Raw genomic sequence first — 21595 nt, 5'->3', positions numbered from 1 at the left:
GTGAAGAGAAGCCGGGGGTGGTTCGAGGACTCGGGCCTGTCGATGGACATCTCGGGCGCTCCTTCGCGACGCCGACGCCGCGCCAGTGGAATGCCGGAGGTAGGGCCCAGACGCCGAACCTCCAGCGTCAGTCACCCTACCAGACCGGGCTGACACGCCCGCTTGACCTCTCCCCTCGGATACCCGAGCGAGTTGGGTCAGTCCTGGTGCAGATCGCGGTCCTGGGCGCGCACCCGCTCGAGCACCTTCAAATCCCTCTCCGTGGGTCCCAGCTCCAGGATGAGCCGGCTCACGTCGTAGAGGAGCTCGCCCCGCTCGAAGACGGGCACGCGCGGTTCGGAGTCCATGTTCAGGTCGTCCAACGCCCGGTTGTACGCCTTGTCCATCAGCGACCGGAGCTGGAACGAGTCATAGAGGTTGTATTCCACCAGGAAGCGCAGGGCCTCCACGTCTCCGCGCTCGCGGTACGCCCGCCACAGCAGCACCGCGTCCCAGCCGTTCACGCCCTTCATGTGCGGTGGCCGCGCCAGCCCCCACTTGTCCTCGATCTCCTTCAGCCCGCCGCCCATGCCCAGCCGCCGGCAGACGAACCGCAGGTCGATGTGGGCGTCCGGCGTCGGGAAGCGCTTGCCGAAATACTGGCGCAGCACCGGCACGTCGAAGCACGAGCCGTTGAACGTCACCCACAGCCGCCGCTCCGCCATGGCCTCCGGCAGATCGTCCATGTTGCGGCCCTGGATGAAGACCCGCAGGCCCGCCTCATCGAACAGGGCCACCACCGTGGGATTCTGTTCCTGCGCGCCATCCGTCTCGATGTCGAAGTAGACCGCGTCGCGCGCGAACTCGGGGTACAGCCGCCAGTGCTCGCGCTGTGGCACCATGGCCGCCAGGCCCTTCAGGTCGCGCCGCGCCAGGGCCTCGCGCGCCAGCTCCAACCGACGGCGCGCCCCCTCGTCCAGCTTCTGGCCCAACACCGCCCCGTTGCCAGGAAAGTCGTCCCAGGTCTGGATGCCCCGGGCCCACAGGTCCTTCTCCTTCCAGGGACCCACGCCGGGAATCAGCTGAAACGTGCGCCGCAGCATCAGCCCAGCGGATCCAACCTGCCCGCCACCAAATCCTCCAAGGGGGGGATGTCCGCTTCGCAGAATGGCAGCGCCTTCATCTCCGCCGGCGTCAGGAACGCCAACGCGTTCGCGCCCAGCGTCTTCGGCTCCCCCGACTCCAGCCGGGCCAGGTACAGCACCAGCTCCACCGTCAGGTCCGAATACTCGTGTCTGCCCGCCCATAGCCGCCTCCCCACTTGGAGCCGCACGTCCAGCTCCTCCCGGCACTCCCGAGCCAGCGCCTCCGGCTCGCTCTCCCCGGGCTCCACCTTCCCGCCCGGGAACTCCCAGAGCAACCCCCGGCTTCCACCGGGCAGCCGCTGCTGCACCAGGAACCGCGAGCCATCCCCGGGCTGGGGAATGAGGGCGGCCACCACGCGGACCGTCCTCTTCGCCGCTCCCTGCGTCAACCGCTCCTCCCATCCAGCCGGAGGGCGTACAGGTACCCGTTGTTGGACAGCACGTAGGCCTTCGTCCCCACCACCCGCGGCGGCGCCGACACGCCCTCGCCCGGATCCCACGCCATGCGCGCCTGTCCCGTCCGCGGGTCCACGAAGAGCAGCGAGCGCTGTACCGGCACCAGGAGCATCCCCTTCACCAACACCGGCTCCAGCCCCGCCCGTTCCTGGAGGGGGTTCGACCAGAGGAGCTTCCCGCTCTCCGCCAGGTAGGCATCCAGGCGGTTGTCCCCCACGGCCACGACCACCCCACCGTGCACCAGCAGCGAGGTGATGCCCTGCGCCACCGAGGTCCACAGCACGTCACCCGACTCGGCATCCAGCGCGTAGAGGCCGCCCGAGTACGAGGCCGCGTACACGTGGCCCGCCTCGTCCAGCACCGGCGCGGTGTCCACGTCCACGAACTGCCCGCTCTTGGGGGCCAGCGACTTCTCCCACCGCACGCCGCCGTCCGTCAGATCCAGCGACACCAGCGTGCCATCGGAGAAGCCCACCCAGGCCGTCTGCCCGCGCACCGTCGGCGTGGACGCCCGGTGGATGGTGAAACCCGCGGGCGGATCCCTCCGGTACAGCCACGCCAGCTCACCCGTCGCCCGCTTCACCGCGAACAGGGTGTCGCTCTGCGAGGCCACCAGCACCAGCTCGTCCGTGAGCACCGGCACCGTCGCCAGCGCCTCACCGGCCGCGTACTTCCATTTGGGCTCGCCCGTCTTCGTGTCCAGCGCGTACAGCACCCCGTCCGTGCTCGGCACGTAGACGAGGGTGTCGTCCACCGTCGCGCCCGCGTAGAAGCGGTTGCCCACCTTGAACCGCCAGGCCTCCTGGCCCTCGGCTCCGAGGCTCCGTACGAGCCCATCCCGGGTGAGCGTGATGACGCGCTCGTTCTTCGCGTCGTACGCCGGCTGCGCGTCCTCGCGTGGCGAGTACTCGAGCAGCGAGGGGTTGACGAGCGGCGTCCACCAATCCACCGAGAAGAAGTGGTGTGGCGGCTGCTTCGGAGCGGAGGTGACCGGGTTGCCGTACACCGGCACCGCGCTGCATGCACCGAGCAGGCTCGCCGCCGCGAGCCCACCCACCCAACGCTTCCAGCCGCTGGAGATCCGCATAGGTGGGCGTCTTACCCCGCGTCCTGCGTCTGGGCGGTCGCCGGGGGCGTCTTCGGCTCGGGCACCTTCACGCCCTGCGCCGCGAGCACCGCCAGCCGCTCGGTGGCCAGCCGTCCCGCCGCCGTGTTCGTCTGCGAGGCCTTCAGATCCGCCAGGATCTGCGCCGCCTCGTCCTTCTTGCCCTGCGCCACGAGGATGCGCGCCTGGTGGTACAGGCCCATTCCCTGGAGGAACTCGCCCGACTCCACCTTGGCCATGCCCTTGAAGGCCTCGAGCGCCTGGTCCAGCTGGCCCTTCGCCTCGTGGGCGTAGCCCTGGCCCTCGTAGGCCGAGGCCATCAGCGGATCATCCTTGCGCGCTTCCTTGATGAACTCGCCGAAGGCCGCCAGCGCGCCGTCATGGTTGCCCAGCCGGTACTCGGCCTTGCCCAGCGGCAGCGCCGCCGTCGCCGCGGCCTCCGTGCCCTTGTGCCCCGCACGGAAGTCGGTGAGCGACTTGACGATGGCCTCGTCCTTCTCCTTGTCGGACTTGAAGGGGGCCTGCTCGCCCTCCATGGGCTGCAGCTGCTCGTTGGTCACGACCACCGGCCGCGTCAGCACCTCCAGCGCCTGGCCGAGCTGCTTGGCGGCCCGCTCCTCGCTCCGGTTGCTGAAGTACTGAACCAGGGCGGCGATCAGCCCGCCCACGATCAGCACGGCCACCGCGGTGCCGATGAGCTGCCGCCGCTTCATCAGCCAGTCGCTCGCCTCGGCGCCGTACAGCTGGAAGGCATCCGGAGCACGCAGCTCCTGCTTCGTCATCTTCTCGGACTTCTGGGCCACGGTGGTTCGCACCTCTCTACAGGGTCGAAGGGCGCGCAATCTACGGAGCGCGCACCAGCAGTGTCAACGCGGACTGCCCTTAATGCTTCCCGGCCTGCTTCTTGGGTCTCTTCCGCGCCTCCCGCTTCGCCTTGCCCGGCCTCTCGCGGAACAGCAGCCGGAGGGGCACTCTCAAGTCGAACGTCTTGCGCAGCTGGTTGGTGATGTACCGCTTGTACATGTCCGGCACCGCGTCCGGCCGGTTGGTCGTGATCGCGAAGGTCGGGGGCGCCGTCCCCACCTGGGCCATGTAGTACACCCGGAGTGGACCTCGGCCCACGATGGGGGCCGGATGGCTCTCCTCGATGTGCGACAACAGCCGGTTGAGCTGCGGCGTGGGCGCCCGGTAGCGGAACTGGTCGGCCAGCTCCACCGCCAGCTCCAGCACCTTCTCCACCTTCGAGCCCGTGAGCGCCGAGGTGAACACGATGGGCGCGTACCCCACGAACTTCAGCGCGTGCTTGAGATCCTCACGGAAGATCTCCTGCTTGCGCTTGTCCTCGCTGATGAGATCCCACTTGTTCACCACGATGACCAGCGCGCGGCCCTTCTCCTCGGCGATTCCGGCCAGCTTCGCGTCCTGGTCCACCGCGGGCTCCGTGGCGTCCATCAACAGCACCGCCACGTCGCTGCGCTCCATGGCCTTGAGCGCCGCCACCACCGAGAACTGCTCCACCCGGTGCGCGATCGTCTTCTTGCGCCGGATGCCCGCCGTGTCCGTGAGGATGACCTGGCGCTTCTTGTACGTCAGCTCGGAGTCGATCGGATCCCGCGTGGTGCCCGGAATCTCGCTGGCCACCACCCGCTTCTCCTTCAGCAGCGCGTTGACCAGGGTGCTCTTGCCCACGTTCGGCCGGCCGATGATGGCCACCCGGATGGGACGCTCCTCCTCCGGCTCGGCCGGAGCCTCCTGCTCCTCGCCCTCCTCCCCTTCCTGGGCACCCCACTCCTCCTCGGCCTCCTCGCGCTCCCGGGCCTTCTTCCGGGCCTCGAGCTCCTCCGGAGTCAGGGGCGGCAGCTTGCCCACCACCGTCTCCATCATCGTGCCCACGCCCAGGCCATGCTCGGCGGAGATGGGGAACACGTCGCCCAGACCCAGCTTGAAGAACTCGGCGGCGTGCGCCTGGACGGACTGCGACTCGCTGTCCAGCTTGTTGGCGGCCACCACCACCGGCTTGCCGCTCTGGCGCAGGTAGGTGGCGACCTCCTGGTCCGCCGCCGTCAGGCCGGCGCGAGCGTCCGTCACGAAGACGATGACGTCACACTCCTCCACCGCCAGCTGCGCCTGCTCGCGCACCTGCTGCAGCAGGGAGTCCTTCTCCCCGGGCACGAATCCGCCCGTGTCGATGATGGTGAGCTCCCGGTCCTCGTACTCCACGTCCCAGTAATGGCGGTCGCGGGTGACTCCGGGGATGTCCTCCACCAAGGCGATACGGCGCCTGGCGAGGCGATTGAAGAGCGTGGACTTGCCCACGTTGGGGCGTCCCACGATGGCGACCAGAGGCTTCATGGCTTCCTACTCGTAACCCAACTTCTTGAGGCCCTCGGGACGCTCGCTCCAGCGAGGCTCCACCCGGACCCGTAGCGAGAGGTACACGTGCGCCCCCAGCAACCGCTGGATGGATTTGCGCGCGTCCGTCCCGATCGTCTTCAGCATCTGCCCCTGCTTCCCGATGATGATGGCCTTCTGGCTGTCGCGCTCCACGTAGATGGAGGCGGCGATCCGGATGAGGCCCGCCAACTTGCCGGGGGGCGTTCCAGGCGGTGGCTCGCGCTCGGACTCGTCGAAGAAGTCCACCAGGACCGCCGTCGAGTACGGAATCTCCTGCCGGCAGTGTCGGAGCACCTGCTCGCGGATGTACTCCGCCACCAGGGTCTTCTCCGCTTGATCCGTGAGCACGTCCTCGGGGAAGAGTGGTTCTCCCTCGGGCAGGTGCTGGAGCACCGCCTGGAAGAGATTCTCCACCCCGTCGTCCTCCTTCGCGGAGATGGGCACCACCTCGGCGAAGGGGAACTCGTTGCGGTACAGGTCGATGAGCGGCAGCAGCACCGGCTTGGGCACCGTGTCGATCTTGTTGATGACCAGGAAGGTGGGCTTGCCCGCCTTCTGCAGCCGCTCGAGGATGAACCGGTTGCCCGGACTCACCTCGGGTTTGTCCGCGCCCGTCGGCTCGACGACGAAGAGGACCAGGTCCACCTCGTCGGCCGCCTGCAGGGCCACGTCCACCATGTAACGGTTGAGCTCGCCCTTGGCCTGGTGGATGCCGGGCGTGTCGAGGAAGGCCACCTGCCCCTCCGGCCGCGTCACCACGCCCAGAATCCGGTTCCGGGTGGTCTGCGGCTTGGGAGAGACGATGGCGAGCTTCTCGCCAGTCAATTGATTGAGCAGCGTGCTCTTGCCCACGTTGGGACGGCCAATGAGCGCGGCGAACCCGCTGCGGTGTGTCTGCTGTGGAGCCATCTAAAAGCTTCGAAGGTCGAAGGTGATCAGGGAGCCCCCACCTTGGCGGGGGTCCCCAGGAACCGCACGGAACGACATGGAACAGCGGACCCGCCGTGAATCGCGCCAGGCGGGCGGACAACCGCCTCCAGGGCGGCCCGAGGGCCTAGGCCGGGGAGGTCGAGATGGTCAGCTTGTTGATCACCACATCCTTGCGCGGCCGATCGCCCGCGCCCTTGGGAATCTCGTTGGCGATGCGGTCGGCGATGTCCTGGCCCGTGACGACCTCGCCGAAGATGGTGTGCCGGTTGTTGAGGTGCGGCGTCGGCACGACCGTGATGAAGAACTGGCTGCCGTTGCTGTTGGGGCCGGCGTTGGCCATGGCCAGCAGGCCCTTCTTGTCGAAACGGCGGCCGCTCTGGAACTCATCCTTGAACTTGTAGCCCGGCCCGCCAATGCCCTGACCAAGCGGATCTCCACCCTGGATCATGAAGTTCGGGATACAGCGGTGGAAGATCGTCCCGTCGTAGAGCGGCTTGCCCGTCATACGCTCGCGCGTGCCCGGATGGGTCCACTCCTTCTCTCCGGTGGCGAGCCCCACGAAGTTCTGCACCGTCTCCGGCGCGTCCTTCGCGAAGAGCTTCACGACGATCTTTCCCTCGGTGGTATCGAAGGTGGCGTAGAGATCATTGCCCGCACGCGCCTCATCCATCATTCCCATGGCTGCCTCCCGGGTCGAAAACCCACGAATGGGCGCGGGACCTTATTCCTCGACCCCGGGGCGGCCAAGCAGTTTCAGACCGGGGTGTCGTCCTTCGGACCCGGGACAGGCGCTTGCTGGGGGGCCGGGGCGGCGGGCGCTGGCTGTTGTCCGGTGACCAGCCCCTCCTGCCACCGCTGCTCGAACAGCTGCAGGGCGATGTGTGCCGCGGACTGCTCCGCGTCCCGCTTGCTGTGCCCGGAGGCCCGCGCGTACGGGTCCGGACCGATGCTCACCTCGACCTCGAAGGTCTTCTGGTGCTCGGGCCCGGACTCGGAGACCACCTGGTAGCGGGGCGGCACCTTGAGGCGCTCCTGGACGATCTCCTGCAGCTGCGTCTTGAAGTCCCGGACGAGCGACAGCGTCACCTCGTCCAGGAGCTCGGAGAAGTGCCGCTCCACCAGCTCCCGGACCTTCTCCAGGCCGGAGCAGAGGTACACCGCGGCCATGATGGCCTCGACCGCATCGGCGAGGATGGAGCTCTTGTCCCGGCCCCCATGGCGGTCCTCGCCCCGCCCGAGCAGCAGCAGCTCGCCCAGCTCCAGCCGGCGGGCCACCCGGGTCAGCCCCTTCTCGTCGACGACGCGGGCCCGCAGCCTCGACAGCTCGCCCTCGTCGGCGTTGGGGAAACGGTCCATCAGCCGGTGGGCGATGACCAGGTTCACCACCGCGTCCCCGAGGAACTCCAGCCGCTGGTTGTCCTGCAGTCCCTCGTTGGGACGCTCGTTGACGTACGTCTTGTGCGTCAACGCGGTGCGGGCCAGCTCGGGACGGGAGAACGTCGTCCCGAGCCGCTGCTCCAGGGCCCGCACACACTCTTCGGGTTGCATCGCCACGGCCTACTCCGAGAGCTGGCTCGCGAGCTCCTCGGCGAGCGCGTAGGGATCCGCCTGGCGCTCGGCGATGCGCCCGGCCACCTCGTCCAACTGGCCACGCTCGCGCTCCAGCCGCGCCAGCGCGCTGCTCAGCAGCCGCTCGCGCAGCAGGGCCACGAACTGCGCCGCCGCCCGGTTGCGCTCCTTCTGCTTGCGCTGGCCCGTCTCCTCCAGGAAGGCCCGGTGCTCCTCGATGCCCTTGAGCAGCTCGGCCACGCCCTGATCCCTCGCGGCCATCACCTTGAGGATGGGCGGCTCCCACTCGCGAGGCCCCGCCGGCTCCTCCACGTGCGTGCCCTGGGCCTTGGCAATCACCATGCGGTGGTGGGCGTCATGGTCCATGGGCGGCGCCTTCACCGCGTGGCGCAGCTCCAGCATCATCCGCAGCTCGCGCACCACCCGGTCCGCTCCGTCCAGGTCGGCCTTGTTCACCGCGAAGAGATCCGCCACCTCGAGGATGCCCGCCTTGATGGCCTGGATGTCGTCGCCCATGCCCGGCACCGTCACCACGATGGTGGTGTGCGCCATCTGGGCGATGTCGATCTCATCCTGCCCCACGCCCACCGTCTCCACGATGATGACGTCGCGCCCCATGGCATCCATCACCCGGATGCAGTCGCCCGTGGCGCGCGACAAGCCGCCCAGGTGCCCGCGCGTGGCCAGCGAGCGGATGAAGACGCCCGGATCCGTGGCGTGATCCTGCATGCGGATGCGATCGCCGAGGATGGCGCCCCCCGTGAAGGGGCTGGTGGGGTCCACCGCGATGACGCCCACCGTCTTGCCCGCCTTGCGCAGGTGGGCGATGAGCCGATCCGTCAGCGTGGACTTGCCCGCGCCCGGCGAGCCCGTGATTCCAATGATGTAGGCCTTCCCCGTCTTCGGGAACAGCTCGCGCAGGGACTCGGTGGCCTCCGGCTCGCCATCATCGATGTTGCGCATCAGACGCGACGCGGCCCGCACATCGCCCTGCAGAACCCTCTGGGAGAGACTCGCACTCGCCTTTGCCAAAACCCTTACTCCTGTGGAGCGCCCGAGCCGACCAGCTTCACGGCCTCGGCGGGGACCTTCAGCAGGTCCGCCACCAGCGGGACGACTCCGGGGAAATCATCCAGTTCGAAACGTTCCGCCCATACCTTGCCCTGACCCCCGGCCAGCAGACCCCGGAAGGTGCGTCCGGCCACGCGTGCCACCGCGAAACGGTAGGGTCGGCCCTCGACTTCGAGCAGCACCAGCAGCTCCAGCCCGCTTCTCGGGGGCACGACCGCCCCCTCGCCAAAGGCCTGGAGGATCTCCGAGAAGCGGACCAGGCCCTCCCCCGCCGCCCCGGGTCGTTGCGTCCGCGCCGCCTCCGCGGGCCCCTGCTCCCCGAAGAGGGCGGCCAGGTAGCCCACCAGCGCGCCCCGCTCGCGGAACTCGGACAGTTCGAAGGTGTGCCCGGGCGGCACGGACAGCGCCTGCCCACCCCGCTCCGCGGCCGACACCTGGAAGTTGCCCTGACGATCCGCCACCAGTGTCAGCGCCAGCCCGTGCTCCTCCAACCGCGCGGAGAGGACCAGCGACACCGGATCCACCTGGGGGCTCAACCCCAGCGCCCGCAACTCCACCGAGCGCCGCTGCACGTGGAAGAGGTGCTCGTTGAAGGCGTCGGCCACCTCCGCCTCCACCTCCCGGGCCTCCCGCACCGCGCCGAGCGCGATGGGTCGCAGCCCCACCACCTCCGGCGGCGACACGGGCACCAGCCGCTCCTCCCTCACCTGGAAGGTCACCCGCTCCACCGCGCCGGAGCCCACCGGATGGGACAGGGGGTCGGTCAGGACGAGGGTCGCCTCCAGGCCTTCTCCCTCGCCCCGTACCTCCAGTCCGAGCTGTCGCAGCCGGTCCATCTCCATCACGCCTTCTTGAAGACCTCTCGGGCGATGATGGAGCGCTGGATCTCGCTGGTGCCCTCGCCGATCTCGCACAGCTTGGCATCGCGCAGGTAGCGCTCGACGGGGAACTCGCGGGTGTAGCCGTAGCCGCCGTGGATCTGCACCGCCTTGTTGCAGGCCCGCGTGGCCGCCTCGGAGGCGAACAGCTTCGCCATGGAGGCCTCCTGGCTGTACGGCTGGCCCGCGTCGGCCAGGTACGCCGCGCGGTGCACCAGCAGCCGCGCCGCGTCCGTCTCCGTCTTCATGTCCGCGAACATCCAGCGCAGACCCTGGAACTCGGAGATGGGCTGGCCGAAGGCGGTGCGCTCCCTCGCGTAGCGCACCGACTCCTCCAGTGCCCCGCGCGCCAGACCCACCGCCAGCGCGCCGATGGTGATGCGGCCCTTGTCGAGGATCTTCATCGTGTCGATGAAGCCATGGTCCACCTCGCCCAGCCGCTGCGAGTCGGGAACTTCCACGTTCTCCAGCACCAGCTCCGCCGTGTCCGAGGAGCGCATGCCCAGCTTGCCGTGGATGGAGCGCTGGCTGAAGCCGGGCATCCCCTTCTCGAGGATGAAGGCGGTGACGCCCTTCTGCTTCTTCTCCGGCGAGGTGACCGCCAGCACCACGAAGACGCTGCCCACGGTGCCCTGGGTGATGAACATCTTCGCCCCGTTGAGCACCCACTTGTCGCCCTTGCGGACGGCCGTCGTCTTCATGCCCGCGGCGTCCGAGCCGCTGCCGGGCTCGGTCAGGCCCCAGGCGCCGAGGTACTCGCCCGAGGCCAGCTTGGGCAGGTACTTGCGTCGCTGCGCGTCATTTCCGAAGACGCGCAGGTGGCTGGTGCCCAGCCCGTTGTGGGAGGCCACGGTGAGGGCCAGCGAGCCGTCGTAGCGGGCGATCTCCTCGACCGCCACCGCCACCGCCAGGGAGTCCATGGCGGCGCCGCCATACTCCTCCGACACCAGCATGCCCATCACGCCCAGCTCGCCCAGCTCCCGCACCACTTCCATCGGGAACTTCTCCTCCTTGTCCCACTCGCGTGCGTAGGGTTTCACCTTGCGCTCGCAGAAGTCACGGAGGGAGGCCTGAAGGGCTCGATGGCTTTCGGGAAGTTCGAAGTCCATGGTGGGGATGTATAGCAGAGGGAGGAGGGGGGACCATCAAACCGGGTAGACGCCGTGCTTCTTCGTCTCCCGGGGCTGGAAGCGCCGGGAATACAGCTCATAACGCTGCAAGAGCTCGTTCCTCAGCCGGTCGCCGGGGACGATCTCGTCCACCACCAGCTCGCTCGCCAGCTTGTAGATGTCCACGTCCTGACGGTACTCGTCGCGTAGCTGCTGGACGAAGGCGGCGCGCTCGGCCTCGGGCTTCTCCTGGATCTTGTTGAAGTAGACAGCGTTCACCGCCGCCTCGGGGCCCATCACGGCGATCATCGCCTGGGGCAGCGCCAGGGTCGCATCCGGAGCGAAGCCCGGTCCACTCATGGCGTAGAGGCCCGCGCCGTACGCCTTGCGCACCACCACGCAGATCCTCGGCACGCTGGCCTCGGACACCGCGGAGATCATCTTCGCGCCAGCGCGGATGATGCCCGCGCGCTCCACCTTGGTGCCAATCATGAAGCCCGGCACGTCCGCCAGGTACAGCAGCGGAATGTTGAAGGCATCACACAGCCAGATGAAGCGCGCCGCCTTGTCCGCCGAGTCCACGAACAGCACGCCGCCCTTGTACTTGGGCTGGTTCGCGACGATGCCCACCGGCCGGCCGCCGATGCGCGCCAGACCCGTGATGATCTCCTGGGCGAAGAGCTTCTTCACCTCGAACCAGCTGCCCTCGTCGATCAGCTCGGCGATGAGCGCGTGCATGTCGAAGGGCTTGTTCTGGTCCGCGGGGATGATCTCGTCCACCCGCTTGCCGCTGGCCTTGGGCGCCTTGAGCTCGGCCCGGGGTGGGGCCTGCGTGAAGTTCTCCGGGAAGAAGGAGATGTACTTCTTGGCCGCCTCGATGGCCTCCTGCTCCGTCTTCACCAGCACGTCGCCGACGCCGGACACCGAGCAGTGCATCTTCGCGCCGCCCATCTCCTCGAGCGTCACCTTCTCGCCAATGACCATCTCGGCCATGCGCGGGCTGCCCAGATACATGGAGGCGTTGCCGTCCACCATGATGACCAGATCGCAGAAGGCGGGGATGTACGCGCCGCCGGCCGCCGAGGGCCCGAAGAGCAGGCACACCTGCGGCACCTCGCCGGACATGTGCACCTCATTATAGAAGATGCGGCCCGCGCCCCGCCGGCCGGGGAACATCTCCACCTGGTCGGTGATGCGCGCTCCCGCCGAGTCCACCAGGTACATCAGCGGACAGCGCAGCTGCTTCGCCGTCTCCTGGATGCGGAGGATCTTCTCCACCGTCCGGGCACCCCAGCTGCCCGCCTTCACCGTCGAGTCGTTGGCCATGATCGCCACGGGCCGCCCCGCCACCTTGCCCAGGCCGATGATCACGCCGTCCGAGGGCAGCTCCGGCTCCACGTTGTTGGCCAGCTTCGCGTCCTCGACGAACGAGCCCTCGTCCACCAACAACCGGATGCGCTCGCGGGCGAACAGCTTGCCCGTCTCCCGGTTCTTCGCGTGGTACTTCTCGGCCCCGCCCTTCTCCACCTGGGCGATCTTCTCGAGCAGCTTCTGATCGAATGACATGGCGGGCGGGGGCATAGCAGAAAGGTGCTCGGCTGGCTGCCCTCTCCGTTCACAGGATGTCTTGGGCACGGCGCGTCATGACCCCGCTCTGACAGACAGCCGACGCCTGCCCCCCGCCGAGCCTCGTCATGTGCGCCCCAGGGGTGCCACCCCGCCTGCTCCTCCCTAGCTTCTTCTCCCACAGGGGTGGGCTCCTGGAAGACCACCCTTCGTATGGCCTCGGGCCAGGAGGAGAACGGAATGCTGTTCGCGAAGAAGGCCAAGTTGGCGGTGAAGAGCGACCTGTACCGCAAGCTCATCGCCCGGAAGCTCTTGAAGGACCTTCCGAAGTACGCCCGCAACCAGTGGGACGACTTCGATCCCGATGACGTGCTGCGCTACGTGGGCCTCACCACCTACAAGCCCGCCCGCAGCTCGTTCGCCGGCGTTGGCGCCTTCGTCATCGGCTGCGCCGTCGGTGGCATCGCCGCCCTCATGCTCGCGCCCAAGACCGGCACCGAGCTGCGCACCGACGTGAAGGACAAGGCCATGGGCTACCTCGGCAAGCAGGGCATCGGCACCACCGCGGGCGAGAAGACCGCCAGCGCCTAGTAGTTCCCTGGATGCCCGGCGGGCGGGCGGAGGAGCCCCAGGTTGTGCTCCCCTGCCCTCCCGCATGAGGCTCCACCCGGGGACCGGGCGCGCCGGAGGGAGGGCGCACCGGTCCCCTTGCTGTTCAAGCTCTTGAAATCACTCGGGTTTTCGCCCGCCGCTAGTACACGCGCAGCAGCTGGGCGCGGATGTCGAAGTGCGGCCGCCGGAAGTCGGGGACGATCACCTCGCCGCGCGTCTCCTCGAATCTGCCCGACAGAAACCCCAGCGGCATCAGCGCCGAGAGGTACGCCGCGTCCCCGGCATCGAGCTCGTCGAGCTTCGTCACCTTGAGCGTGCGCGAGAAGCTCACGTGCCCCTCGATGGCCCAGACACTGCGTACGTTCCCCTTCGCTCTCGCGGCGAAGTGCTCGGACGCGGGGGGGAGCGCCGCCAGCGACGGAGGGACCTTCTCGAGGACGTACGCATCGAAGAGCGGATTGCCGGAGCTCTCCACCAGCTTCACCGACAGCATCTGTCCCGTGGGAGTCTGCTCGAGCTCGATCTTCGCGTGCAGCGCGCCCGCGGCCTTGTTGTAGGTCTCGAGCATGTCGAAGGTCGAGGGCCTGGAACGGGCTCGCGAGCCCGCGGTCCCCGAGCGCGCCACGTCCTCCAGCTTGTCCGTTCCCGAGGGCTCTCCGACCGCGTCCGGGCTGCCCGTCGCGCCGTAACGCTGGACGCTCGCGAGCAGCTCGCGCAAGCCCTGGCCGCGTTCGGGCGTGGCCTTGAAGAAGTGTTTGAACACGCCCTCGTACGCGAAGAGCGGCGCGCCCGAGAGCCCCTTCTCCAGCGCCTTGTCCATGTCTCCGAAGAAGGAGTCGACGAGCCCGTTCTCCACGCGCAGCCTCGCCATGCCATCGTCGAGGAAGCCCTGGACGCGGCCCTGGACCCGCGCGCCCTCCTCGGCGAGGAGCTGCTCCCGGGAGGGTCCATCACCGGGCCTCAGTGTGCGGCCTCCGGTGGAGCCACCCCGGGTGTCGCCCATCGAGGGGGGCACGGGCAGTCCTCCGGGACCCGGGAACAGCCGCACGGCACGCGGTGCGTCTGGCACGGCCCCGGAAGGCGTCTCCGGCTCGGCGGCGGCCGGAGGCGGCGCGGCGGCCGTGGCGCCGCTCGGGGGTGGAGGGGCACTCAGAGACGGCGGGGCGGGAGTGCGCGGAGGCCTGGTGGCGGCGCGTGGCGGGCGGGGGGGCGGCGAGGCTTTCGGAGCCGGAAGCGTGGGGCGCGGCGGCTCCACGGGAGGTGGAGGCGTGCGCACGACGATTTCGACCTGCAGCGGTTGCCGGCTCGCGGTGGATGGCTCCCGCTCCGGGGCTGGCGCCAGGAACAGCACGAGCCCCAGGCCCAGGTGAAGGGCCAGCGAGAGGATCAGTGCCTGTGTCAGGCGCGAGCGCCGCATCGGCCCGCCACGCTGGCAGAGAAGCGCTCGCCGTACAAAGGAGGATGAGGGCACGCGTGTACGGAACCGAGCGGGGGGCCTGGCGATTCCCCGTCCGACCGAAGTGCTCGCGGCCTCCCAAGGGGGTGGTCCATGATGCGCGCGCCCCGCAGTTCCGAGGTGCCCATGAACTCCGCCTTCAAGCCTCGCGTGTGGCCGCTCGTCGCGGCGCTGCTCTCCACCCCCGCGCTCGCCGCCGATCCCAAGCCCGTGCCCCCTCCTCCCTCCTCCCCTGCCCCGGCGGCTCCCGCGGCCTCACCGGCCGTCGCCCCTCCGGCCCCGAAGCCGGAGGACGTGGCCACCCCGGAGGCGCTCGTGACGGCGCTCTATGACGTCATCTCCGGACCGAAGGGACAGGCCCGTGACTGGGATCGCTTCCGTTCCTTCTTCGCCCCCGGCGCGCGGATGATTCCCTCCGGCAAGCGCAAGGACGGCACCATTGGCTTCCGCATGCTCACGCCCGAGGACTACATCTCCACGTCCGCGAAGATGCTCCTCGAGGAGGGCTTCCGCGAGCGCGAGGTGCACCGCGTGGTGGAGCGCTTCGGTTCGCTCGTGCACGTCTTCAGCACCTACGAGGCCTTCCGCGAGGGGGAAACCAAACCCTTCATGCGCGGCGTCAACAGCATCCAGCTCGTCCACGACGGCAAGCGCTGGTGGCTGCTGACGGTGGCCTGGACTCCGGAGTCGCCGGAGCAGCCGCTTCCCGCGAAGTATCTCCCTCCGTCGAAGGGCTGAGGCCGAGGGCCGGGGCCGGGCTCAATGGGCCGCGAGGAGGAGGAGGAAGATCGCGTTCAATCCCAGTCCCACCGAGACATGGAGGGGACTGGCTCGCGAGGAGCCGACGGCGAGCTCCAGGTGCCCGATCGGTCCCGCGCACAGCTTCAGCCCGAGCTCCCCGCCATAGTTGAGCCCCTGTCCGGAGGGGGCTCCCGGAATCCCGCCGAGCATCACCCGCGCATACGGCACCACCCAGGTGGAGGTGAAGTGCTGGTACCCGATGAAGCCGTTGAGCTCCGCCGGTCCGGTGCCGAAGGCGGCGTGAAAACCGATGTCCAGCCGACGTGACAGGAAGGCCATCGGCTGCACGTTCAACGTCAGCGCGCCCCCGAGGCTCCCCGGGTAGCCCACCCGGTAGTGATAGACGGCTTCCACCGCCGGCTTGTCGATGGCGGGCGCGTCGAAGCGCAAGTCCCCGGCGATCTCCAGCTCCTGGGGACCACCCCGAGCCTGGTAGAGATCCGCCAGGGCCTCGTAGGCCTCCGGGAACTCCTCCAGGTACGCCTTGCGGAGCGGGTGCTCGGCGCCCTCCAGCTCGCCGCGCTCCATCATGAGCCGGCCCTGCGTGATGCAGCTGGTGGAGATGCCCCCCTCGCAGGCCTGCCCGTAGGCGGTCTCGGCCTCCTGCTTCGCGCCCCGCTGGACCAGCTCGTCACCCCAGTCGACGCACGCGCCCGGGCTGCCCGCCGCGCAGTCCTTCTGGGGGTGGTAGGCCGCCGAGGTCGCACAGGCCGCCGTGACGAGCGGCAGCAGCGCGACAAGCCACTGGAGGGGGGGTCGTTTCATGTCACCGGGAGATTACCTCTTACCAGCACGGTGGGAGACGGACCTGGCCCTCGCCACGCCCGCGTCACACGTGACGCGAGATGACTCCATCTGCTGGGAGTCTCTCCAATGAGAGCCCCGCGAGGAGGAAGACCCATGAACCCAGAGACCATCATCCGTGCGTGGAAGGATCCGGAGTTCCGCGCGCGCCTCACCTCGGAGCAACTCCACACACTCCCCGAGAACCCCTCCGGCAGACCGATGACCGAGCTCGGTGAGGACGACCTGGAGGACGTCGTGGGTGGCGGAGTGCCCGTCATCACCCGTCCCACTGTCTTCACGACCCGGCCCCCCACCTTGACCATTCTCACCACGAGGGGAAGCGCCGTCGACGCCTGCCCCAGCGCCCTCGGCTGCACCACGACCCTGACCATCCGGCAGACCACGATCGCCGAGCTCGGTTGACGTCCCCCTCGGCCTGGCGGTCTCCCCTCGGAGCCCGCCAGGCCCACCAGCACACTCGAGGACGACCAGGACGCGTGAGCCCTACTTCAGCGAATCCAGGTAGGGCCGGTGGCTGTTGGTGAACTCGAAGTTCGCGAACGCATCCCAGTTTACCGACCAGGACATCAGTCCCCGGAAGCTCTTGTTGTTCGCCGGGTTGCTGCGCACCGAGTAGGAGCCGATCGGGATGCCCTTCACCAGGGCATCCACGGCCTTCTGCACCTCGGCGGGAGGCGTGTAGCCACCGCCGGCATTGACGTTGGCCGGCAGCCCGATGACCACCTGATCCGGACGGAGCGCGGGGAAGAAGTTGTTCGGGTTCTTCGCCACGGGGAAGCCGGTCAGCAGCATGTCCGTCATCGCGACATGGAAGTCCGCGTTGCCCATGGTGTGGTACTGGTCGTCGAGTCCCGTGATGGGTCCGGAGTTGTAGTCCTGGACCTGCAGCCAGTCGAGGATGTCCCTGACGGCGTAGAGGACCGGCAGGTAGGCACCGGCCCGGTTGTCACACCCGGAGCAGGTCCCGCCGTAGAACGCATAGCCGAGCTGCACGAAGAAGGTTTCCGGCGCCATCGTGAGCACGAACTTCGGGCCCACGCGGTCATGGATGGAGCGGATGGCGGAGATCAGGTTCTTGACGACGGGGGTCGTCGGATTCTTGAGGTCCCCATCCCCGGCGTTGAGCGACAGGGAGTGGCCCTCGAAGTCGATGTCCATTCCGTCGAACCCGTACTTGTCGATGATGGCGTTCATCGAGCTCACGAACGCATCCCGGGCCGCCGTGGTCTCCAGACGGACCTGGCCGTTGGCGCCGCCGATGGAGATCAGCACCTTCTTGCCCTGGCTCTTCAGGTAGGCCACGTCCGCCTTGAAGTCCGCCTCGGTGGAGTTGTACGGCGTGAAGCCGATCGTCCCGCCCGTGGAGCCATTCGTCGGCTCGGCGAAGGAGACGTTGATCACATCCCACTTGGGCGACACGTTGCGCAGGCGGATGAAGCCCGAGCCGTTGTCGAAGTTGTGCCAGTAGCCGACGAGGATCTTGCTCGGGATGTCGCTCGAGGGAGCATCCAGCGTCTTCACGCTCACCGCGGTGCTGGCCGCGGACCGGTTGCCCGCCGCGTCCTTCGCCTTCACCGTGAAGCTGTACGTCGTGCTCGCGGCCAGGCCCGTCACCGTCGCGCTCGTGCCGCTGGCCGTCGCCGCCACGGTCGTCCCGCCGTTGGTGAACACCTCGTAGCCGGTGACGGCCACGTTGTCCGTCGAGGCCGTCCAGGTCAGCGAGACGCTGTTGCTGGTCGTCCCCGTCGAGCGCAGGGACGTCGGAGCGGTCGGCGCCTGGGTGTCGTTGCTCTGCGGGTCGGTCGTCACGCTGTACGCGCTGCTGGCCGCGGACCGATTGCCCGCCGCATCCCTCGCCTTCACCGTGAAGGTGTACGTCATGTTCGCCGACAGGCCCGTCACCGTGACGCTCGTCCCGGTGGCCGTCGCCGCCGCGGTCGTCCCGGCGCCGATGAACACCTCGTAGCCGGTGACGCCCACGTTGTCCGTCGACGCCGTCCAGGTCAGCGAGACGCTGTTGGACGTCTTGCTCGTGGAGGTCAGCCCCGTCGGAGCGGAAGGCGCCTGGACGTCCACGGTGCCGCCGGTCTTCTCCAACCACAGGGCCGGAACATTGGGCGGCTCCCACCCGGGCAGCGACTGATGTGCCTGACGGCAGTCGTACGCCTTGCCTCCATAGGTGACGGAATCGCCGACGACGTAGTTGATGTACGCCGCCCAGGCGCCGCGATCGGCGGCGGAGGCCATGGCGGGAATCAGGCTCGTCATCAGCGCGGCCATGACCGCCAGGACGAGCACCTTCTGTCCCAATCCTCTGTTCAGCTGAGAAACATTCACGACTGCCCTCCCGTGAAAAGACGGCGGCGTAGCGCCCGTTCCATGGGAGGGCTGGACCCGATTTTTCGGGTCAGCGCCTCGTCAGTCTTCTTCGCCGTCGCCCTCCCGCCAGACGGGGCGCACCTCTCGGGTCACGGTGCCCTCGGAGGGAATCTCCAGCTCCTCGAGGTGGAACGGTGGCCCGTCCGCATCCGCCAGGATGAGGAGCGTGGCACGGCCCGGAGGGACATGGCGGAGCACCCACCACTCGTCCGACTCCCCTTCCCCGCTGCCGGTCAGACCCCCACTGAGCGCCCGCTCCAGGTCGAAGTCCTTCGTGATGGGCGGAGCACCGCCGGGCCGGATCCACACGCTGCGGATGTCCTCCTCGTCCTTCACCCTCACCCTCACGGTGGCTCCGCCCTGCTCTCCCTCGAAGGAGAGGGACACCCGGCCGCTGGCGGGCACCTGCACTCGTCGCGGGCGGAAGAAGAGGGGGTCGGTGCCTTCCTCGAGCGGACGCAGCCTCACCGTGTAGTTGCCCGGCTCCAGGCCTGTCAGGACGTAGGTTCCTTCCGGGGCGTAGATGCCCCTGCCTCCACCCTCGTCCCGCTCGAAGTCGAGATCGGCTCCCACGAGGCCGCCCCGGGCGTCGCTCACGCGCACCTCGATCCGAGCCCCCGCCTCCAGCCGCACGGTCACCTCCTCCGTCCGGGCATCCAGGGTCAGGCGCCGCGGCCAGTGCCCTTCATCCTCCACCAGAAGCGTGAGGGGCCGGGCCTCCACATGGGGCAGCTCGAAGGTGCCATCCTCCTTCACCTCGACGGACTCCCAGACACCCGCGGTGGGCTTGGTGGATTCCAGGGTCGCGTCGGTGAACCGGAGGCTCGCACTCACGGGCTCGGACGTCTCGGCGTCCAGGATCCGGCCCCTCACCCTCCGGCCCGGACCCATCCGGAGCTCGCCTAGGTCCACGTCGAGGCCCTCGGTCACCGGCACCGGGCGCCGCACCGGCGCCATTCCCGAGGCGGTGAGAGTGAGCGTCTGGATACCGGACTCGGTGAAGGGCACGGCGAAGGCGCCCCCCAGATCCCTCCGGGACTCGCCGTTCACCTCGAAGCGGGTGATGGGGGCGCCCGTCGGATCGACGAGCCTCCCGCGGATGTGCCCCAGACGCTCTAGGACGAAGCGGACCTCCGGCGTTCCCGCGTTCACGCGGGTGGCTTCACCTGGCGGCCGGTGGCCTTCCTTGCTGACGGACACGTCGTACGCGTCCTCCACGAGGTAGCGCAGGGTGAAGCGTCCATCGGGACCCGAGCGCACGGCCGCTGGTGCGTCGTCGCTCGAGATCTGGATGTACTCCTCGTCCTGACGCCAGGGGGGCAACGAGGACGGGCTCGCCTGGAGGGTGGCTCCTTCGACGGGTCGTCCCGTGCCATCCACGACCACCCCGGACAGGGTCCACCCCGTCTCGAGCCGAAGGGAGACCTCCACCTGCTCCTCCTCCTTCACCTCGACGGGGTGCGCGGTCGAGCGCTCCACGCTGGCCGACGGCACCCGCGCCTCCAGCATGTAGCGGCCCGGCCGGATTCCCTGAATCAGGAAGCGCCCCGCTTCGTCCACCTCCTCCCTCTCCTCCCAACCGCCCGTCTCGCCCAGATCCCACAACACCACCTGGCCCTGGGTGAGCGGGATGCCCTGGGCGTCCGTGAGGGTTCCCGACACCGAGCCCCCTCGACTCAAGACCCACCGGAGGCCCTCGGCGGGCGCCTGGACGAAGAGGTGCGCGGACACCATGGACTCGTCCTGGCACGAGAGCATGTAGGAACCCGGGAGGGCGGGATCGAACGCGAAGCGGCCGGCCTCGTCGGACACGACATGCCCCAGCGCGCTGCCATGACTCCGCCCGGTGTACAGCATGGAGAGCTCGATGTTCGGAAGGGGTTGCCCGTCCTTGTCGACCACCGTCCCCAGCACGGAGGCGGCCCGCTCGAGCGTGAAGTCCAGAGGCCCCGAGCCCCGCTCCAACGCGTGCTCCAGTTCGATCTCCCGCCGGTACCGCTCCGCCTCGACGCGAAGCTCGTGGAGGCCGGGTTGCAGGGGTCCGAGCCGGTAGCGCCCATCCGGGCCAGTCAGGGTGTGGCGGGCCCAGCCGCGCGTCTCCAGGTGGCTCATGATCACGCGAGCGCCGGGCACCGGGTGTCCCTCCTTCTCGCGGACCGTGCCCTCCTGGAAGAACGCCTCGCCCAGCTGGAGCACGACCTCGTCGGGCCAGGGGGTGTCCTCCTCCAATACCAACTGCACGAAGGCGAAGCGCCCCGCCTGCTCCGCGGTGAGTCTGTACTCGCCGGAGGCCAGGGGCTCGAAGCGGAACCGGCCCTCCCCGTCCGTCCTCACCGGCCTGACGTCGCCCTCTGTCGGGAACCGGGACTCCAGGATCACCTGGACGCCCGGCACGGGGGCTCCACCGGACAGCACGCGACCCGTGAGGCGGCGCGGGCGGATGAGCTCCAGCTGTGGCGCCAGCGCGTTCAGCACTCCCGCTGTGAAGAGTCCAGACATCCAGCCCTCCGCGCTGACGGCGAGCAGGTAACGAGACGCCGGGAGGGGGCCGATGCGGAAGCGGCCATCGGAGCCGGTGCGCGTTTCGAAGAACCGGGTATGTCCCGCGTGGATCACGGTCACCCGTGCATCGGCCAGGGGCGTCTGCTCGCCGAGGACGATGCCCTCCAGCGTGAGGCCCACCTCGAGCCGCAGCTCCACGCCGTCCACCCCCGCGGGCACGCCGGTGCGCATGACCGCGCCGTGCTCTCCCAGCACCCAGAGCGCGAAGGCGCCCGGCGACAGTCCCTCCAGGACGAAGGTGCCATCCCCCGCCGTGATGGCCTCCGCGTGAACGGGCGCCTCGCCCTCGTACGTGTCCACGAACTCCAGGATTCGCGGAATGGATTGATGCATGCACTCGGGGAGCCGCTGGGGCCAGGCTTTCGCCAGGAGCTCATCCTCTCGCGGTGGGCACGGCAGCTCCGAGAGGGTCCGTCCCGGCTCGGGCCGCGACGCGGAGACACGCACGCCAGCGACCGGGCCTCGGTCATCGAGCACCACGCCGCGAATGCGAAGGGCGCCGCTCGGAGGGAGAACAGGCGAGACTCCAGGGCGTCCCGCCCGCACGCCGGGCGCGGAGGAAGCCGAGGACGACACCGGGCGGGAGGGCTGGGAACGAGGGCTCTCACGAAGCACGAGTCCCACCGCGAGCAGGAGCCCCGCCACAGCCACGACCCCCAACATCCATCCGCGCATGAGAGCTCTCTCCGAAGCGGCGGCGAGGATATCAGCTGCCCCTGGCTGGCGCCGCCGCGATACCTTCGAGCCCACCACTCGCATCTGCTCGAAAGGCCGCG

General features: G+C 68.9%; 19 protein-coding genes. 3 read left to right on the top strand and 16 right to left on the bottom strand.

Annotation, left to right across the window (positions count from 1 at the left end):
- Nucleotides 1-197 precede the first annotated feature (197 nt).
- From JRI60_RS26850 to JRI60_RS26795, 12 genes are all read right to left on the bottom strand, one after another.
- Nucleotides 198-1082, bottom strand: coding sequence for a ribonuclease H-like domain-containing protein (locus tag JRI60_RS26850; protein WP_204218726.1), 885 nt, complete (start codon nt 1080-1082; stop codon nt 198-200).
- Nucleotides 1082-1513, bottom strand: a complete 432-nt coding sequence (locus tag JRI60_RS26845; protein WP_204218725.1) for a (deoxy)nucleoside triphosphate pyrophosphohydrolase — start codon at nt 1511-1513, stop codon at nt 1082-1084. The genes JRI60_RS26850 and JRI60_RS26845 overlap by 1 nt, the downstream gene beginning before the upstream one ends.
- On the bottom strand, nt 1510-2667 hold the full coding sequence (locus tag JRI60_RS26840; RefSeq protein ID WP_204218724.1) for a PQQ-binding-like beta-propeller repeat protein: 1158 nt from the start codon (nt 2665-2667) through the stop codon (nt 1510-1512). Before JRI60_RS26840 ends, JRI60_RS26845 begins: the two co-directional genes overlap by 4 nt.
- Nucleotides 2668-2678: 11 nt before the next feature.
- Entirely contained in the window at nt 2679-3488 is an 810-nt protein-coding gene (locus JRI60_RS26835) for a tetratricopeptide repeat protein (RefSeq protein WP_343213339.1), read from the bottom strand.
- Nucleotides 3489-3567: 79 nt separating this feature from the next.
- Nucleotides 3568-5037: a ribosome biogenesis GTPase Der gene (der, locus tag JRI60_RS26830; protein WP_204218723.1), complete on the bottom strand. Its 1470-nt coding sequence runs from the start codon at nt 5035-5037 to the stop codon at nt 3568-3570.
- A gap of 6 nt (nt 5038-5043) precedes the next feature.
- A complete protein-coding gene (gene era, locus JRI60_RS26825) occupies nt 5044-5988 on the bottom strand; it encodes a GTPase Era (protein ID WP_204218722.1) in 945 nt (314 codons plus the stop codon).
- A 145-nt stretch (nt 5989-6133) separates the two neighbouring features.
- The gene (locus JRI60_RS26820) at nt 6134-6688 is read right to left on the bottom strand and encodes a peptidylprolyl isomerase (protein ID WP_204218721.1); all 555 of its coding nucleotides are present in this window, start codon (nt 6686-6688) and stop codon (nt 6134-6136) included.
- A gap of 74 nt (nt 6689-6762) precedes the next feature.
- Nucleotides 6763-7557, bottom strand: coding sequence for a ribonuclease III (gene rnc, locus JRI60_RS26815; protein WP_204218720.1), 795 nt, complete (start codon nt 7555-7557; stop codon nt 6763-6765).
- A 9-nt stretch (nt 7558-7566) separates the two neighbouring features.
- The gene (gene meaB / locus JRI60_RS26810) at nt 7567-8541 is read right to left on the bottom strand and encodes a methylmalonyl Co-A mutase-associated GTPase MeaB (RefSeq protein ID WP_204218719.1); all 975 of its coding nucleotides are present in this window, start codon (nt 8539-8541) and stop codon (nt 7567-7569) included.
- 74 nt (nt 8542-8615) lie between these two features.
- Nucleotides 8616-9485, bottom strand: coding sequence for a hypothetical protein (locus tag JRI60_RS26805; protein WP_343213338.1), 870 nt, complete (start codon nt 9483-9485; stop codon nt 8616-8618).
- Nucleotides 9486-9490: 5 nt separating this feature from the next.
- Nucleotides 9491-10636, bottom strand: coding sequence for an acyl-CoA dehydrogenase family protein (locus tag JRI60_RS26800; protein ID WP_204218717.1), 1146 nt, complete (start codon nt 10634-10636; stop codon nt 9491-9493).
- A gap of 36 nt (nt 10637-10672) precedes the next feature.
- Nucleotides 10673-12202: an acyl-CoA carboxylase subunit beta gene (locus JRI60_RS26795; protein WP_204218716.1), complete on the bottom strand. Its 1530-nt coding sequence runs from the start codon at nt 12200-12202 to the stop codon at nt 10673-10675.
- Nucleotides 12203-12442: 240 nt separating this feature from the next.
- Here JRI60_RS26795 and JRI60_RS26790 point away from each other — a divergent pair, with 240 nt between their 5' ends.
- Nucleotides 12443-12793, top strand: coding sequence for a YtxH domain-containing protein (locus tag JRI60_RS26790; RefSeq protein WP_204218715.1), 351 nt, complete (start codon nt 12443-12445; stop codon nt 12791-12793).
- A gap of 160 nt (nt 12794-12953) precedes the next feature.
- On the opposite strand, the gene JRI60_RS26785 is transcribed toward JRI60_RS26790, so the two are convergent.
- Nucleotides 12954-14231 (bottom strand): TonB C-terminal domain-containing protein, encoded by a 1278-nt coding sequence (locus JRI60_RS26785; RefSeq protein ID WP_204218714.1) that lies wholly within the window; start codon nt 14229-14231, stop codon nt 12954-12956.
- 132 nt (nt 14232-14363) lie between these two features.
- Between JRI60_RS26785 and JRI60_RS26780 the strand changes: the two genes are divergently transcribed.
- On the top strand, nt 14364-15008 hold the full coding sequence (locus JRI60_RS26780) for a nuclear transport factor 2 family protein (RefSeq protein ID WP_204218713.1): 645 nt from the start codon (nt 14364-14366) through the stop codon (nt 15006-15008).
- 21 nt (nt 15009-15029) lie between these two features.
- On the opposite strand, the gene JRI60_RS26775 is transcribed toward JRI60_RS26780, so the two are convergent.
- A complete protein-coding gene (locus JRI60_RS26775) occupies nt 15030-15836 on the bottom strand; it encodes a hypothetical protein (RefSeq protein ID WP_204218712.1) in 807 nt (268 codons plus the stop codon).
- A 135-nt stretch (nt 15837-15971) separates the two neighbouring features.
- Between JRI60_RS26775 and JRI60_RS26770 the strand changes: the two genes are divergently transcribed.
- A complete protein-coding gene (locus JRI60_RS26770) occupies nt 15972-16280 on the top strand; it encodes a mersacidin/lichenicidin family type 2 lantibiotic (protein WP_204218711.1) in 309 nt (102 codons plus the stop codon).
- 81 nt (nt 16281-16361) lie between these two features.
- Here the strand turns inward: JRI60_RS26770 and JRI60_RS26765 are convergent, their stop codons facing one another.
- Nucleotides 16362-18158, bottom strand: a complete 1797-nt coding sequence (locus tag JRI60_RS26765; RefSeq protein WP_204229114.1) for a fibronectin type III domain-containing protein — start codon at nt 18156-18158, stop codon at nt 16362-16364.
- 138 nt (nt 18159-18296) lie between these two features.
- Complete coding sequence (locus tag JRI60_RS26760; RefSeq protein ID WP_204218710.1) at nt 18297-21152, bottom strand: carboxypeptidase-like regulatory domain-containing protein; 2856 nt, start codon at nt 21150-21152, stop codon at nt 18297-18299.
- Nucleotides 21153-21595 lie beyond the last annotated feature (443 nt).

The sequence above is a fragment of the Archangium violaceum genome, from assembly GCF_016887565.1.
Lineage (GTDB): Bacteria > Myxococcota > Myxococcia > Myxococcales > Myxococcaceae > Archangium > Archangium violaceum_B.
This window is presented reverse-complemented; position numbering and strand designations above follow the sequence as displayed.